Consider the following 16,158-nt stretch of genomic DNA (forward strand, 5'->3'; position numbering starts at 1 on the left):
CTTCTGGTTTACACAGACTATAGCAATCATGGTCTACACGGTTGTCGAGGCGAGGCCGATACTCGGCTCCAACACCAAGGCACCCCGCCTTCAACTTCCTGGAGATCGAACATGACCACTCAACACCTCAGCGGTAAAGTTGCTCTGATTCAGGGCGGTTCCCGCGGCATCGGCGCCGCTATCGTCAAACGCCTGGCTGCAGAAGGCGCCGCCGTCGCGTTCACCTACGTCAGCTCCGCCGCCAAGGCCGAAGAACTGCAGAACAGCATCACCGCCAAGGGCGGCAAAGCCCTGGCGATCAAAGCGGACAGCGCCGACGAAACAGCCATCCGCAACGCGGTCAGCGCCACCGTCGAAGCCTTTGGCCGCCTGGATATTCTGGTGAACAACGCCGGTGTACTGGCCATCGCGCCGCTGGAAGACTTCAAACTGGAAGACTTCGACCAGACTCTGGCGATCAACGTGCGCAGCGTATTCATCGCTTCTCAGGAAGCGGCAAAACACATGGGCGAAGGCTCGCGCATCGTCAACATCGGCAGCACCAACGCCGACCGCATGCCCTTCGGCGGAGGTGGCGTGTACGCAATGAGCAAATCGGCGCTGGTCGGCCTGACCAAAGGCCTGGCCCGTGATCTCGGCCCGCGCGGCATCACCATCAACAACGTGCAACCCGGCCCGGTCGACACTGACATGAACCCGGCCCATGGCGATTTCGCCGAGAGCCTGATCCCGCTGATGGCGGTGGGCCGTTACGGCACTGCTGATGAAATCGCCGGTTTCGTCGCTTATCTGGTCGGCCCGGAAGCCGGTTACATCACCGGTGCCAGCCTGACCATCGACGGTGGTTTTGGCGCCTGATTGCGCTGAATCCCGGATACAAAAAACGCCGCGCCTCTTTGCAGAGGGCGGCGTTTTTTTGAGTGCTTATTGGCTGATCAAGCCCAGTCCAGCGCCGGCAAACCGCAGGCACTCGGGGTGAACGCCTTGAGCGTGCGCAAAATCCCGTCGGCGTGTGCGTATTTTTCGTCGGCCATGGCCGCATCGGGAATCGCGATGGCCGTCATCCCCGCCGCTTTCGCTGCGGTTACGCCAAACGGCGAATCCTCGAATACCAGACAATCCTCAGGCGCGACGCCCAGACGCCGGGCCGCCGTGAGGAAGATGTCCGGCGCCGGTTTCGCTGCACCAACTTCCGGGTCGTCGGCGGTGACGATGAAATCGAACAGGGCAAACCAGTCGCGGTGCAACGTGGTTTTCTGGCCGAACGACTGTCGCGACGAGCTGGTGCCCACGGCGATCGGAATGTTGTGCGCCTTTAGATGGCGAATCAGCTCCTCCGCGCCCGGCATCGCCTGGGCCTTGGGGAAGCGTTCACGCATCAGCGGTTCGCGGATCAGCAGAAACTCTTCGGCGCTGATCGGCAGATCCAGCGCCTGCACCACGTAGTTCGCCAGATCATTGGCGCCACGCCCAATGATGTTCTGTTTAACGCTCCAGTCGAAGGTCCGCCCGTAGCGCTCGGCAATCAGCGAGGTGACCTCGGTGTAGATGCCTTCGGTGTCCAGCAGCAAACCGTCCATGTCGAAAATCACGGCCTTGATCGGGCCAAACGTCTTCATCGGTGCATTCATCATCGGATCCGTTATCAAAAACATCCCGGGCGGCCCAGCCGGCGCCGCTACGCGGATCTGATTAATGGGTTCAGCAGCATAACGAGGCCGGCGGACATTGAGCAACGGGCAATGTTTAAGGGCCATGGAATGACTCGCTGGTATTTAGCGAAATGCCCTACAGATAACGCCTACTTTCCCGACTTCTTTCCCGTTTGATCCCCCGCAAAGTCCGCGCACCTCTTTCACATGCGCGAGTGCCTGCGAATGTTCCAAACCGATCGGCTCCTGGCCCTGAACAACAGCATCGGCCTGCTGGTGGTTGCCGCCCTGAACCCGCAACACCCGGACTTCGAAACGCTGATCCGCGAGTTCCGCCTGTGCCTGAACAACTACGAGGCCTGGGCCGAGCAGTTCTGGACCGGGACGGCGCTGGAGGTCGAGCAGGTGTTCAAGGTCGGCGACGACGTCCACCTCAGCGCTCCGGTCAAATCCCGCCAGCCGATCCAGCCCTCGGTGGTCATGTGCCCCGCGAGCGGCCCGTTGACTCTGGTGCACCTGTTCGAGGCGGCGCGGTTCGTACCGATCGGCAATACCCCGGTGCTGCTGGAACCGGTGATCGGAGAAGTCGACGGGGTATTGAGTTTCGGTGAACCACTGCGCCATACCATCGGCCCGAGCGGCATTCTGGAAGTGCGCGACTGCGACCGGGGCCAGCGTTATCGCATCACCTTCTTTCCTGATGTTTCCAGCACCCATATCCAAGCGCTGTATGCCTCCTACGACGGGATTGTGGATGGGCTTGAGGTCTGGCTTCGTCAGGAGTGGGACGGGTTTCAGCCGCTGTGGGCGGAGTTTTCCGGCGCCGGTTTGGCTGATCGTTACCAGCAATTGCAACAGGCCGACTGGCGCGGTTTCGAGAAAGCCCTGCACGCCATCTGGGATGACGTTAAACAGCTGTTCGGCCTGCTCGCCGACCTGCAGGCCAACAGCGAAAAACTTCTGCAGTACTTGAGCGATGTCGAGCTGCAAGCGCTGCTCGACGCCTCCAGTGAGGCCATCGCCAATGGCTTGCTGATCCTCAGTGACGAGCCGTTGCTGTTTATCCAGCTGGCCGCGTTTAACAGTTGGTTGAAGATGCTGCCGCCGCAGTACCTGGCAGAAGTGGTGGCAGAAGTTCGGGTCGAGCTGTTGATCAGCTTTTTGCTGATGCGCGTTTGCGGCGGCGTTGGTGTGCCCGTGCGACTGAGCAGCAAGGTGCTGAGCAAGATCAAGTCGCCCCGGGCGCGGGAATGGCTGGCGACGTCGGCGTTGCGCCTGAGCGAGCTGTCCTCCCCTGCCGATCTGAGCAAGCACGCCGGCGCGTTGAAGCCGTTGCTGGTCAACGCTCGCGATGTGCCGTTGAAGCCAACGCCGGCGATCCCGCTGAACATTCGTCAGGCGGATGCTGTGGTTTTCACCGTGCCGAATCCGGCACTGATGGTTCGTGACAAGTCCCGTGGCACGACCCGGATGGAGCGTCACGAACCTCACGACGACGCTTCGAACCAGGCGAAAAACCCCAACGGTGACAGCGCCGATTGCGCGCCGCTGACCTGCACCAACGGCTGTCCGGTGTCGATGGTCACTGGCGAAGAACTACTGACCCTGACCGACGCCACGCTCGATGGCTTGTTGCCGTTCGAGTTCATCCGCTTGTACCGCACCAGTGCGGTTGAGATTGATGTCGGGCTGGGGTTTGGCTGGAGCCATTCGCTGGCGCATCGGCTGGAGTTCGATGGCGATGCGGTGGTCTGGGTCGATCACGAGAACCGCCGCACGCGGTTTCCGTTGCCCAGCGTTGAGCGCCCGGCGATTCACAACAGCCTGTCGCGGGCGGCGATTTTTCTCGGCGATGAGCCAGAGGAACTGATCCTCGCGCTGGCCGGGGATGCGGCGCGGTTTTATCACTTTCGTGCTGGGCGGTTGGTGGCGATCAGTGATGCGTATGGCAATCGGCTGACGGTTTCTCGCGATCATCAGGAGCGCGTTGTTCGTTTGGACAATGGCGCCGGGCGCTCGCTGCTGTTGCGCTATGACCGGGCGCATCTGGTCGCGGTTGATTACCAGGTGTTCGAGGCTGATGGCTGGCGCACCGAGCAAACGCTGGTCAGTTATTGCTACGACGCCCGTCAGCGTTTGTTGGCTGCGACCAATGCGGTCGGTGACAGTGAGCGTTACGACTACGACGATCAGCACGTCATCCTGCAGCGGCAGCTGACCGGCGGCGCGAGCTTTTTCTGGGAATGGGAACGCTCGGGCAAGGCCGCGCGTTGCGTGCGCCATTGGGCCTCGTTCGCGCAGATGAACACGCGGTATGTCTGGGACGACGACGGTCGTGTCACGGTGCATTACGTCGATGGCACCGAAGAAACCTACGTCCACGATGACAGCGCACGGCTGGTGCGCAAGGTGGAGGCCGATGGTGGTGAGCACCTCAAGGCCTACGACGACGCGGGCCGGCTGATCGCCGAGCAGGATCCGCTGGGCGCGGTCACCGAATACCGCTACGACGACGTCGGACGGCTGATCGCGCTGCTTCCGCCAGACGATGAGCCAACGTCCTACGAGTATCGCAACGGTTTCCTGCACAGCCGTTCTCGCGACGAGGCGGTGTGGACGTTTCGGCGCAACGCCGAGGGCGATGTCACCGAGGCGGTCGATCCTGACGGTCAGGTCACCCATTACTACTACGACGTTCGCGGGCAGTTGCTGTCGATCCGCTACCCGGACAGCAGCCGGCACAAGTTGTCGTGGAACGACCTCGGGCAACTGATCGAGGAAACCCTGCCTGACGGTGGTGTGCGGCGCTTTTCCTACGACGCGCTGGGGCGACGGACCACCACTTGCGACGAACACGGTGCCGTCACCCACCAGCAGTGGGATGCGGTTGGCCGACTGGTCCAGACAACGCTTCCTACAGGCAGCACTCGCGCCTACAGCTACGGCGCCTACGGCCAGATCACTGCCGAGCGCGACGAGCTCGGGCACATCACCCGCTACGAGTATGACGACGACCTGCATCTGGTCTCGCGCAAGATCAATCCCGACGGCACGCGGGTGCAGTACCGCTACGACCATGCGCAGTTGTTGCTCACGGAAATCGAGAACGAGTCCGGGGAAAAGTACTGCCTGGACTACACACCCACCGGATTGATCCGACAGGAAACCGGCTTCGACGGCCGGCGCACCGCTTACGCCTACGACCGCAACGGGCACCTGCTGGAGAAGACCGAGTTCGGCGATGACGGCTCGACGCTGGTCACCACTTACGCGCGTGATGCGGCCGGGCGTCTGCTGCTCAAGACCCTGCCCGACGGGGTTGAGGTGGCTTACACCTACGACCGCCTGGGCCGTTTGACCGGGGTCGATGACGGCCAGCAACATCCGCTGGCTTTTGAATACGACCGGCAGGATCGGCTGATCACCGAGCACCAGGGCTGGGGCACCTTGCGTTACGCGTATGACGCCTGCGGCCAGCTCAAACGCCAGCGTCTGCCGGACAACAGCAAGCTCGACTATCACTACGCCAAGGGCGGTGCGCTGACCGCCATCGATCTTAATGGCACGCGGCTGAGCAGCCACGTCTACCAATCCGGTCGCGAGCAACAACGGCAACAAGGCCTGCTGCGCAGCGACTATGCCTACGACGATCAGGGCCGATTACAGCTGCATACCGTCAATCAGCAAACGCGCCCCTTGTACTTGCGCCACTACAGCTATGCGGTCAACGGCAATCTGGCCGGTATCGCCGACAGCCGTCACGGCCAGCGCAGTTATTACTACGACGCCCTCGACCGGCTGACTCGCGTCCGTCACTCGCGCGACGAACTGCCGGAATCCTTCGCCCACGACCCGGCCGGCAACCTGCTGATGCAGGATCGCCCCGGCCCCACGCGGATCAAGGGCAACCGCCTGCTGATGCAGGGCGACCGGCACTACGACTACGACGCCTTCGGCAACCTGATCCGCGAACGCCGTGGCCGCGACCAGCAACTCGTCACCGAATACCGCTACGACTGCCAGCACCGCCTGATCGGCCTGACCCGCGCCGACGGCCAAACCGCGTCCTACCAATACGACGCCTTCGGCCGACGCCTCCGCAAAACCGTCGACGGCCAGATCACCGAGTTCTTCTGGCAAGGCGACCACCTCGTCGCCGAAAGCAGTTCGACGCATTACCGCAGCTACGTCTACGAACCCGGCACCTTCCGCCCGCTGGCGCTGCTCGACGGCAAAGGCCCGAAAAAGGCCTGCCCGTTCTACTACCAACTCGACCACCTCGGCACCCCGCAGGAACTCACCGACTACAGCGGCGAAATCGTCTGGTCGGCGCAATACGACGCCTACGGCAAGGTCGCCGCCATCACCCTCGCCGGCGAGGACTACCTGGACCAGCCGCTGCGCTTTCAGGGGCAGTATTTCGATGCGGAAAGCGGGCTGCACTACAACCGGCATCGATATTACGACCCGAGGTTGGGGCGGTATCTGACGCCGGATCCGGTGAAGTTGGCGGGTGGGTTGAATCAGTACCGGTACGTGCCGAATCCGACGGGGTGGGTGGATCCGTTGGGGTTGACTTGCGCACCGTGTCCGGGGGCGATACAAGCTGATGGGCCATATAGTGAGATAGTCCCCGGAGGTGGGTTAGAGGCTCACGAGTCTCGAGGTGGGCATGTGATAGCGAAGCATGTAGAAAGGTCTGAGGCGCAACTGAGAGCTAGACTAAAGGCAGAGCCGAACATACCTATCGCATCAACGTTTCCTAATCGATTTGAAGCTGAAGCCGCATTGTCAAATGTGATGCGAAGTAATCAGAAAAAAATTGATGATTTTTTGAAAGGCAAAGCGAAGAAGCTTGTTATCAATGAGCAGGTTTCGGTCCCTGCAGGCGTGGGTGTTGTGCGAAAGAGTGGAAAATTAGAGCCTTTGTTTAGCATCAGGTTAGTGCTTCAGCGAGATGTGAAGTCGCCGCTTGGATATTATATTTTGACGGGATTTGTAAATGACAAATGAAGAGTTTCCTCAGCTGTTTCAGTTCCTCGGAGCTTATTTTCATGAGGACTGGATGAGCGAATTCGATGTCTCTGATGATGTCGTTAAATCGTTCGTAACGGACTCTGAAGCCAGCGTAATTCTGGATGTGATAAAGGAAGCTGAAGCTGTATTGGCGCTTGATCTAACAGAAGAAGAGATCCGAGATTTTTTATTAAAGGAGATGGGATGTAGTTACTGTTATTGGCATGAATGGCAAGACGGATGTACATGGCTTAAGCACATACTTGTAAGTCTCCAACAGAGTAACATTTGAATAATGTGAAGAGGGTCAAAGGTAACGGATACTCAGGCGGTTCTCATATATCGTGGTTCTTCTGCTCACCATCCATCTCACGCTTGGCAAAGGGCCTGAAAGACCTCAGGCCCTGAAGCTTCGAAAGCAGTAACACCGCACTCAATCAAAAGAACAAGCAATCACTGCTCATCCTCATCCTCCTCATATTCCATATCTGCCTCATCCGCATCATTCAACGGCACCGTCGCATCGTCCATCAGCGACCCCGGATCCTCGTTTCCCGGATCATTGATATACGGCAGACCACTCGGGCCTTTTTCTTCCTTGCCTTCGGTTTCGGGCGTCATGGCAAACCTCTACGTCTGGTGGGTTGTATAACGTTCGAAAAGCCCTACAGCCAATCGTTCCAGTGTCCGACCACCAGACACGAAAAACCCGGCACCAGGCCGGGTTTGTTTTCGAATATTCAATCAATGATGGCGTTTTTTGTGTTTGTACTTGTTGTGCTTGTGACCACCACCGGAATGAGCTCTACCACCGTCGTCACCCAGGTTGTTGCCCACCGCACCACCCGCTGCGCCGCCCAAACCGGCACCAATGGCCGAACCGGTGGAGCCGCCCAGGCTGTTGCCGACCACCGAGCCGCCGGCAGCGCCGAGACCACCGCCAATGGCGGCTTCGGTGCGATTGTGTTTATTCGCCCCGACCGCGCTGCCCGCCGCGCCACCGACGCCTGCGCCAACCGCGGCACCGGTGCTGCCACCGAGCTGACCACCGACCACATTACCGAGCACACCGCCCAAACCGCCACCCACGGCGGCGCTGCCATCTCCGGCGGCCATCGCACCTTGAGCGATGAGTAATCCGAAAAACAGTGCAGACAATGACAAGCGCATTTGAACCTCACAGTTCCCGAATCGGGAGGGTATGCCCATAGGGCCTATGTCAGATTGGAGACATTTTTCGGGAAAACGTTCAGCCATGAAAAAGCCCAACATCGAGCCGGGCTATTTCTGACAAACGTTCGCTATCAGTGACGCTTGTGCCCCTTGGACAGGTTGGCGCCGACGGCACCACCCGCAGCGCCACCCAGACCGGCGCCAATGGTCGCGCCATTTCGGCCACCCAGGCTGTTGCCGATCACCGAACCACCGGCCGCGCCAACACCACCGCCGATAGCGGCTTTGGTGCGGCTGCCTTTGCCGGCTGCCATGGCACTGCCGGCCGCACCGGCAACACCGGCACCAATCGCTGCGCCGGTGCTGCCGCCCATTTTCTGGCCGACCACGTTACCCAGCGCACCACCCAGACCGCCACCGAGTGCAGCAGTGCCTTCACCGGCGACCGCACCTTGAGCAACCAGAAGCCCCAGAACCAGAGCAGGCAATGTTAGACGCATGACGAAAACCTCAAAAATAGGGGGATCAAAAGGGGCCGAGATTGAAAGCTGCCGACGCGCTGAAGTCCAGATAAATCAGCTGTCGCCGCGCACTTGGCGCCGATTGGACAGCGATTTGGCAAAAGGTTTAATCGCAGGCAAAAAAAAGCCCGCTGGGGAGACGGGCTGGAGACTTGCTTTCTAACGGATGGCTTCACCCTACGTCCGTGGACGTGAAAAGTTTGTGAAAAAAAACAGAATCCGTCCTATCACTTGTAGGAGATTTCCCTTCATAAACATCAGGCATAAAAAACCCCGTTCATAGACGGGGTCGTTCGGTCTCACTTTACTTTCTTGAGCGGGCCGACACCTTTGGAAGGAATTTGGCCTTTGGCCCCTTGGGCGCTGTGGACTTGATCTTGCCGGTCTGCACCGGATCCTCGCCAAAGCCCGATTGGTACTCCGTCTGGCCGCAACGGACACAGTTGTTGAATGAAAATTCGGCTCCATCATCTTCGATATACGGATCAGTCATAGCCTCTCCCCTTTGCAATGGATCGACACCGGCAAAGCCCTTTTGCCTGAAAAAATATCGACCTCCAAGGCTTTTGAGACTAGCCGGTCATTACCGGACTTGCGGTTCAGTTCGACCGATGCCCGACGAATGGCCTATGCAAATTCAACATCCGCAGGAACCGTTGATCTCACAACGCTAAAGATTCCCGGCCACAGGCCGTTGCCCTTTTTCATACAAATGAATCTCAAGGAGAGAACATGAAAATCAATGGATTTCCGGAAATGCCGGTCGTAAAACTCACGGACGAACAAATCGCTGCCGGCAAAGCCGCCGGTGAGAAATTCAAGGAAAAGCTCGCTTCGGGCGACATCACCATCACCTATCCGAACAAACCGGTTCTGACCCCCGGCGTTATCTACCACCCGAGTCAGCCTGCCGATCCAACGCCCTCCACCGGCACCCCGCCTCTGGTGGCAATCGATACGCCCCTGATCTATGACGCCCACGGACTTGTCATCCTCAAGCCTCAGGACTGACCGAAAGCAAAACGCAAAAAGCCCATTCATCGTCTGAATGGGCTCCCTTGAACAGGCGATTACATCAACGCAACTTGACCGCCGTCCCCGTCGCAAACACCACAACCATACCGCCCTTACCCGCCGGCATGCTGATCTCGAAATCCAGCCCGACCACCGCATCCGCCTGCAACGCCCGCGCCCTTTCCTTGATCTCGTCCGTCGCCTGAACCCGCGCCTCCTTCAACGCACGCTCCAGCGTTTGCGAGCGCCCACCGAAAAAGTCGCGCATGCCGGCAAACAGGTCACGGATCACGTTGACGCCCTGCACCGACTCCGCGCTGACAATGTCCAGGTACGCGGTGATCTGTCGGCCTTCGATGGCGTGGGTGGTGGAGATGATCATGGGAGCAATCCTTTTTTCTACGAATAAAGCGGCGATTGTAATGCGCTATGGCAAATCAGACCGAGCACCTGCGCACATGACTTCCGTGACGGATTAAAATCCAGACGCCAGAAACCACAAAACCCCTGATCTCTTTCGAAATCAGGGGTTTTGCGTATTGAATGTGGCGGTGAAGGAGAGATTCGAACTCTCGATACAGTTTCCTGTATACACACTTTCCAGGCGTGCTCCTTAAGCCACTCGGACACTTCACCGTATCTCTTCAAACATGTTCTGTCTGTCGAGGCGCGCTAATGTAGTCGAAAGCTGTTCTGATGGCAAACTTTTTTTCAGAATTTTCATGCGGTTAAGACAAAAAGGCGTTTCGCCCCACCCTGGGCGATGGCAAACCGGCCAATCTCTGGTGACGGCCACCCTTCTATATAGAAGCAGAACGGCGTGCTACGCCGGGCGCGGCCGGAAACGGTGACCGGCGAGTCAGTCACAGCGCTTTACCTGGCCTACGGCGGTGGGTAACGTCTGCCCATCTTTCTTACAAGGAATAGCGTCATGAGTGAGTTGATTGCCTACCACCTCGAAGACGGTATCGCGACCCTGACCTTGAACAACGGCAAGGTCAATGCCATTTCCCCGGACGTGATTGCGGCGTTCAACGCGGCGCTGGATCAGGCGGTGACTGATCGTGCCATCGTGATCATTACCGGTCAGCCGGGGATCCTCTCCGGCGGCTATGACTTGAAGGTGATGACCGCCGGCCCGAAAGAAGCCGTGGCGCTGGTGACCGCCGGTTCGACACTCGCCCGTCGCCTGCTCTCTCACCCGTTTCCGGTGATCGTTGCCTGCCCGGGCCACGCCGTAGCCAAAGGTGCATTCCTGCTGCTGTCTGCCGATTACCGCATTGGCGTTGATGGCCCGTTCAGCATCGGTCTGAACGAAGTGCAGATCGGCATGACCATGCACCACGCCGGCATCGAGCTGGCACGGGATCGCCTGCGCCGCTCGGCGTTCCATCGTTCGGTGATCAACGGCGAGATGTTTGATCCGAAAAGTGCGGTGGATGCCGGTTTCCTCGACAAGGTGGTGGCTGCCGAAGAGCTTCAAGGCGCAGCCCTGGCCGCGGCGCGTCAGTTGAAGAAGATCAACATGAACGCACACAAGAACACCAAGCTCAAAGTGCGCAAGGCGCTGCTCGAAGCCCTCGACAACGCGATCATCCAGGATCAGGAACATCTGGGCTAAGCCCGCGCTTCCGAAGCCGAAGAAAAGCCCGACCGTCGTGTCGGGCTTTTTCTTGCGCGTTCGGTTGATCGAGCGTCGACTGCTCTAGTACGGGTCTGACAATCAACTCGGAAACATGCGCTTAAACATCGCCTATCTCCGGACTCTATAGCAGCAATTGCCGAAAACAGTGCACATCCGTACACTGCGCCACCTTTTGTCCCGGTGGGGCCTGAAAATGCTGTTTGTGTTTCGTATGTTATTGATGGGCCTGCACTTTATTCTGGCCGGCGTGCTGGGAGTGATCCTCGGGCTGTGCCGTCCGTTCAACCCGGACAACAGCCGACTGTGCGCCCGCCTCTATGCGCTTCCGGCGATGTGCATTCTGCGCCTGCGGGTAAAAGCCGATGTCGGCCCGTTGATGAACAAACCCGCCAGTTGCGTGATCGTCGCCAACCATCAGTCCAACTATGACCTGTTCGTATTCGGCAACGTGGTGCCGCGACGAACCGTGTGTATCGGCAAGAAAAGCCTGAAATGGGTGCCGCTGTTCGGGCAACTTTTTTGGCTCGCGGGCAACGTGTTGATCGATCGTGGCAACGCGCACAAGGCGCGCAAGTCGATGCTCACCACCACCCAAACCCTGCAACACGAAGACACGTCGATCTGGGTATTTCCGGAAGGCACGCGCAACCTCGGAGAAGAGCTGCTGCCGTTCAAGAAAGGCGCGTTCCAGATGGCGATCGCCGCCGGTGTGCCGATCGTGCCGGTGTGTGTCAGCAGCTACATCAAGCACATGCGCCTGAATCGCTGGCGTAGCGGGAAAATTCTCATACGCTCGCTGCCGGCGATTCCTACAGCCGGGCTGACCATGGATGACATGCCCATGCTCATGTCCCAGTGCCGCGAGCAGATGCGCGAATGCATCGCCGCGATGGATCAGCAGCTGCAGGCTGCGTGAAAAACAAACCCGCCTTGTGCGGGTTTTCTTTTGCCGGCTGAACTGTACAGATTTCACTGACTCTCAAGCAACGACACGGCTAAGCTGAAGCCTTGTATTCCCTGCCATCTGCCAAGAAGAAGTGAACCACCACCATGGGTCGAGTTGTTGCTGCTGCGGTGTACAGCGCTGGTAAGAAAGTCACCAATATCACGCTTGACGAAGGCGCCGCCTGGGCCGCGAAAACCGGGCACTTTGTCTGGATCGGCCTGGAAGAGCCGGACGCTCAGGAACTGGCCAAACTGCAACGACAGTTCAACTTGCATGAGCTGGCCATCGAAGACGCCCTGGAGAAACACAGCCGGCCGAAGTTGGAAACCTTTGGTGACGCCTTGTTTATCGTCACCTACTCGCCGATCCGCGAACATGGGATCTTGCAGTTCATCGAAACGCACATCTTCGCCGGCAAGGGCTACATCATCACCGCCCGCAATGGTCACTCGGCGTCCTACGCGCATGTGCGCCAGCGCTGTGAGGCGCGACCGCTGTTGCTGGAGCATGGGGAAGATTTCGTACTGTATGCAATTCTTGATTTCGTGATCGAAAACTATCAGCCGGTGGGTGAAGCGATCCATGCCGAGATCGATGAACTGGAGCGCAACGTGCTGTGCAGTGCATTGAACGAGCATGACATTCAGAAACTCCACGGCTTGCGCCGCGACGTGTTGCGCCTGCGCCGCTATGCAGCGCCCATGGTGGAGATCGGTGAGGAATTGCAGAAGCTGAGTTTCCCGTTCATCGACAAGAACATGCGCCCGTACTTCCGCGATGTGCAGATTCACGTCACGCGGCAGATGGAAGACCTGACCACGCTGGCGGACATTGCCAGCCAGACCATCGAGATCGGTGTGTTGCTGGAGGCGTCACGGCAGAGCGTGGTGCAGCGCAAGTTTGCCGCATGGGCGGCGATTCTGGCGTTCCCGACGGCGGTGGCGGGGATTTACGGGATGAACTTCCAGAACATGCCGGAGCTGAGCTGGCATTACGGCTATTTCGCCGTGTTGGGGTTTATCACGGTGGGGTGTGTGAGTTTGTGGGCGAGTTTCAAGAGGTCGGGGTGGTTGTAGTCCCTGTGGCGAGGGAGCTTGCTCCCGCTGGGGTGCAAAGCACCCCATACAAAAATCAGTTGCCGTAAATTACGGCTGCTGCGCATCCGAGCGGGAGCAAGCTCCCTCGCCACATAGGTAAATGTCAGGTCTTAAATCGCTTCAGCTTCTGGCTTGTGCGCCACAAACCGCATCATCCATTCCGCCACCGTGGTGCCATGGTGCTCCTGCTCCAGGCTGGCCACGCCTTTCGAGTAGATCTGCGAACCCAGCGCGTCCTGGCGCAGATCCAGCAGCGCCCGCGAATAGTCGTGAATGAATTCCGGGTGGCCCTGGAAGCACAGCACCTGATCGTTAATGTGGTACGCGGCAAACGGGCAGAAATCGCTGGAGGCAATAACCGTGGCGTTTTCCGGCAGTGCGGTGACCTGATCCTGGTGACTGATCAGCAGCGTCAGCTCTTCACGCACCGGGCTCATCCACGGCGCCTTGGCCGCCAGTTTGTAGTTGTGGGTGCCGACGCCCCAGCCCTGGGTGGCGCGCTCGCTTTTGCCGCCCAGCAGCAGCGCCAGCAATTGATGGCCGAAACACACGCCGAGCAGCTTGTCGCCGCGCTCGTAACGGGTCAGCAGGTATTGCTTGAGGGTCTGGATCCACGGGTCGGTGCCGAACGAATCGGCCTTGCTCCCGGTGATCAGGTACGCGTCGAAAGTCTGGTCGTCGCTGGGGTATTCGCCCTGCATCACGTTGTACACGGTGAACTCGGCGGCAATCGGTTGCTGCGAGAACAGGCGCTGAAACATCTGCCCGTAACCCTGATATTGATCGACCAGTTCCGGACGCAGGATGTCGGTTTCCAGAATGCAGATGCGTAGCGACATAAAAAATACCTGACACGTGATGGGAATAATGAACACCCCAGAGCCTGCCTTGAAACACCCCGGCAAGGCAAGCCCCGCAGCGTTCAGCCGATCACTTAAAACAGCTCGCCTTTCGCGGCTTTTTCCAGCAGCAGCGCCGGTGGCGCAAAGCGCTCGCCGTACTGCTCGGCCAGGTACTGCGCACGCGCGACGAAGTCCTGCACGCCGTACTGATTGATGAACTGCAAGGCGCCGCCGGTCCACGGCGCAAAACCGATGCCGAAGATCGAGCCGACGTTGGCATCCGCCGTCGAGGTCAGCACGCCCTCCTCCACGCAGCGCACGGTTTCCAGGGCCTGCACGAACAGCAGACGATCACGCACATCCTTCGGCGAAATCTGCCCGTCGGCCTGCTCGAAGCGCGTCTTCAACTCCGGCCACAGATGTTTCTGACCACCGGCCGGGTAATCGTAGAAACCACCGCCAGCGGCTTTGCCCGGACGCTTGTATTCGTTGAGCAACAAGTCAATCACAGCGAACGCCGGATGATCTGTCAGCGCTTTCCCTTCCGCTTGCAGGTCTTTGGCCGTTTGCTGACGGATATGGCTCATCAGGCTGAGGGAAACTTCGTCGGAGATCGCCAGCGGCCCGACTGGCATCCCGGCCTTGCGCGCTTCAGTCTCGATCATCGGCGCGCTCACGCCCTCGCCGAGCATGGCGATGCCTTCATTGGTGAAGGTGCCAAATACCCGCGAGGTAAAGAAGCCGCGACTGTCGTTGACCACGATCGGGGTTTTCTTGATTTGCAGAACAAAGTCGAAACCTCGCGCTAGGGTTTCAGCACTGGTCTGCGTGCCTTTGATGATTTCCACCAGCGGCATTTTGTCCACCGGGCTGAAGAAATGCAGACCGATGAACTTGCTTTGATCCGGCACTGCCGTTGCCAGGCCGGTGATCGGCAACGTTGAAGTGTTGGAGGCAATCACCGCGTCAGGTCCAACAATCTTTTGCGCCGCGGACGAGACCCTGGCCTTGAGTTCACGATCCTCGAACACCGCCTCGATGATCAGATCACAACCCGCCAGATCCGCATCATCTTCAGTGGCGTGAATCCGCGCCAGCACCGCCTCACGCTTCGAAGCATCCATCTGCCCGCGGGCAACCTTCTTGTCCAGCAATGCCTCCGAATGGGCCTTACCTTTCTCGGCCGCCGCCAGGTTGATGTCCTTGAGCACCACATCGATGCCAGCCGAGGCACTGACGAAGGCGATCCCGGCGCCCATCATGCCCGCGCCCAGCACACCGACCTTGCGCGTGACATACGGCGCAAAGCCCTGCGGGCGCGAACCGCCGGCGTTGATCTCGTTGAGCTGAAACCAGAAGGTGCCGATCAGGTTTTTCGAGATCTGCCCGGTGGTCAGTTCGGTGAAGTAACGGGTTTCGATCAAGTGCGCGGTGTCGAAATCGACCTGCGCGCCCTCCACCGCCGCGCAGAGGATTTTCTCCGGCGCCGGCAGCGTGCCCTGAGTCTTGCTGCGCAAGATCGACGGCGCAATCGCCAGCATCTGCGCAACTTTCGGATTCGACGGCGTGCCACCTGGGATCTGATAGCCCTTCACGTCCCAACGTTGAACTGCAGTCGGGTTGGCGACAATCCAGGCGCGCGCCTTGGCCATCAACTCGTCGCGATCCGCCGCCAGTTCATCGATCAGACCGGCCTGCAATGCCTGTTGCGGGCGCACCTTTTTGCCTTCGATCAGGTACGGCAAGGCCTTTTCGATACCGAGCATGCGCACCATGCGCACCACCCCGCCGCCGCCCGGCAGCAGGCCCAGCGTCACTTCCGGCAGACCGAGTTGCACCGCCGCATCGTCCAGCGCCACCCGGTGATGGCAGGCCAGACAGATTTCCCAGCCACCACCAAGCGCGGCGCCGTTGATCGCCGCGACCACCGGTTTGCCGAGAGTTTCCAGGGTGCGCAATTGCGCTTTGAGGCTCAGCACCATGTCATAAAAAGCTTTGGCCTCGGGCTTGCCGATCTTGATCAGTTCATTGAGGTCGCCGCCGGCAAAGAAGGTTTTCTTCGCCGACGTGATGATCACCCCGGCGATGCTGTCTTTTTCCTCCACCAGCCGCGCCACGCAGGCGCCCATGGCCTGGCGGTACACGGCATTCATGGTGTTGGCGCTCTGGCCCGGCATGTCGATGGTCAGCACGACGATGCCGTCCTGGCCTTTTTCGTAACGAATGGCTTGGCTCATAACAAGGTTCCTTGA

The 16,158-nt window shown here is 59.2% G+C and carries 15 protein-coding genes and 1 tRNA gene; 7 read left to right on the top strand and 9 right to left on the bottom strand.

The window, feature by feature from the left end:
• The first annotated feature begins 111 nt into the window (after nt 1–111).
• A complete protein-coding gene (locus PMI25_RS01975; RefSeq protein WP_007966313.1) occupies nt 112–858 on the top strand; it encodes a 3-oxoacyl-ACP reductase family protein in 747 nt (248 codons plus the stop codon).
• Nucleotides 859–935: 77 nt separating this feature from the next.
• Here the strand turns inward: PMI25_RS01975 and PMI25_RS01980 are convergent, their stop codons facing one another.
• On the bottom strand, nt 936–1,631 hold the full coding sequence (locus PMI25_RS01980) for an HAD-IA family hydrolase (RefSeq protein WP_045121952.1): 696 nt from the start codon (nt 1,629–1,631) through the stop codon (nt 936–938).
• Nucleotides 1,632–1,877: 246 nt separating this feature from the next.
• Between PMI25_RS01980 and PMI25_RS01985 the strand changes: the two genes are divergently transcribed.
• Both PMI25_RS01985 and PMI25_RS01990 read left to right on the top strand, forming a co-directional pair.
• Nucleotides 1,878–6,665: an RHS repeat protein gene (locus PMI25_RS01985; RefSeq protein ID WP_024164416.1), complete on the top strand. Its 4,788-nt coding sequence runs from the start codon at nt 1,878–1,880 to the stop codon at nt 6,663–6,665.
• Nucleotides 6,655–6,960, top strand: a complete 306-nt coding sequence (locus PMI25_RS01990; RefSeq protein ID WP_007960733.1) for a contact-dependent growth inhibition system immunity protein — start codon at nt 6,655–6,657, stop codon at nt 6,958–6,960. Before PMI25_RS01985 ends, PMI25_RS01990 begins: the two co-directional genes overlap by 11 nt.
• Before the next feature lie 161 nt (nt 6,961–7,121).
• On the opposite strand, the gene PMI25_RS29415 is transcribed toward PMI25_RS01990, so the two are convergent.
• The 4 genes from PMI25_RS29415 to PMI25_RS02005 all read right to left on the bottom strand — a co-directional run bounded on the left by PMI25_RS29415 (nt 7,122) and on the right by PMI25_RS02005 (nt 8,855).
• Nucleotides 7,122–7,289: a hypothetical protein gene (locus PMI25_RS29415; RefSeq protein WP_007960732.1), complete on the bottom strand. Its 168-nt coding sequence runs from the start codon at nt 7,287–7,289 to the stop codon at nt 7,122–7,124.
• Nucleotides 7,290–7,412: 123 nt separating this feature from the next.
• On the bottom strand, nt 7,413–7,838 hold the full coding sequence (locus PMI25_RS01995; protein WP_007960730.1) for a YMGG-like glycine zipper-containing protein: 426 nt from the start codon (nt 7,836–7,838) through the stop codon (nt 7,413–7,415).
• Nucleotides 7,839–7,972: 134 nt separating this feature from the next.
• Complete coding sequence (locus tag PMI25_RS02000) at nt 7,973–8,341, bottom strand: glycine zipper domain-containing protein (RefSeq protein ID WP_007960728.1); 369 nt, start codon at nt 8,339–8,341, stop codon at nt 7,973–7,975.
• Between the two features lie 325 nt (nt 8,342–8,666).
• Nucleotides 8,667–8,855 (bottom strand): hypothetical protein, encoded by a 189-nt coding sequence (locus PMI25_RS02005; protein WP_007960727.1) that lies wholly within the window; start codon nt 8,853–8,855, stop codon nt 8,667–8,669.
• A gap of 239 nt (nt 8,856–9,094) precedes the next feature.
• On the opposite strand from PMI25_RS02005, the gene PMI25_RS02010 reads away from it, so the two are divergent.
• Nucleotides 9,095–9,373, top strand: coding sequence for a hypothetical protein (locus PMI25_RS02010; protein ID WP_007960725.1), 279 nt, complete (start codon nt 9,095–9,097; stop codon nt 9,371–9,373).
• Nucleotides 9,374–9,437: 64 nt separating this feature from the next.
• On the opposite strand, the gene PMI25_RS02015 is transcribed toward PMI25_RS02010, so the two are convergent.
• Complete coding sequence (locus tag PMI25_RS02015) at nt 9,438–9,758, bottom strand: YbjQ family protein (protein WP_007960724.1); 321 nt, start codon at nt 9,756–9,758, stop codon at nt 9,438–9,440.
• Nucleotides 9,759–9,922: 164 nt separating this feature from the next.
• Nucleotides 9,923–10,012: transfer RNA gene (locus PMI25_RS02020), tRNA-Ser, on the bottom strand.
• 295 nt (nt 10,013–10,307) lie between these two features.
• Here PMI25_RS02020 and PMI25_RS02025 point away from each other — a divergent pair.
• The 3 genes from PMI25_RS02025 to PMI25_RS02035 all read left to right on the top strand — a co-directional run bounded on the left by PMI25_RS02025 (nt 10,308) and on the right by PMI25_RS02035 (nt 13,043).
• Nucleotides 10,308–10,997 (top strand): crotonase/enoyl-CoA hydratase family protein, encoded by a 690-nt coding sequence (locus PMI25_RS02025; RefSeq protein ID WP_007960722.1) that lies wholly within the window; start codon nt 10,308–10,310, stop codon nt 10,995–10,997.
• A gap of 217 nt (nt 10,998–11,214) precedes the next feature.
• Complete coding sequence (locus PMI25_RS02030) at nt 11,215–11,937, top strand: 1-acylglycerol-3-phosphate O-acyltransferase (protein WP_007960721.1); 723 nt, start codon at nt 11,215–11,217, stop codon at nt 11,935–11,937.
• A gap of 134 nt (nt 11,938–12,071) precedes the next feature.
• Nucleotides 12,072–13,043 (top strand): magnesium and cobalt transport protein CorA, encoded by a 972-nt coding sequence (locus tag PMI25_RS02035; protein ID WP_007960718.1) that lies wholly within the window; start codon nt 12,072–12,074, stop codon nt 13,041–13,043.
• Nucleotides 13,044–13,174: 131 nt separating this feature from the next.
• Here PMI25_RS02035 and PMI25_RS02040 read toward each other — a convergent pair whose 3' ends face one another.
• Complete coding sequence (locus PMI25_RS02040) at nt 13,175–13,903, bottom strand: amidotransferase (RefSeq protein WP_007960716.1); 729 nt, start codon at nt 13,901–13,903, stop codon at nt 13,175–13,177.
• Between the two features lie 95 nt (nt 13,904–13,998).
• Nucleotides 13,999–16,143 carry a 3-hydroxyacyl-CoA dehydrogenase NAD-binding domain-containing protein gene (locus tag PMI25_RS02045; RefSeq protein ID WP_007960713.1) on the bottom strand — a complete coding sequence of 715 codons (2,145 nt, stop codon included), beginning with the start codon at nt 16,141–16,143 and terminating at the stop codon, nt 13,999–14,001.
• Nucleotides 16,144–16,158: the final 15 nt, after the last annotated feature.

The sequence above is a fragment of the Pseudomonas sp. GM30 genome (assembly GCF_000282275.2).
Classification (GTDB): Bacteria; Pseudomonadota; Gammaproteobacteria; order Pseudomonadales; family Pseudomonadaceae; genus Aquipseudomonas.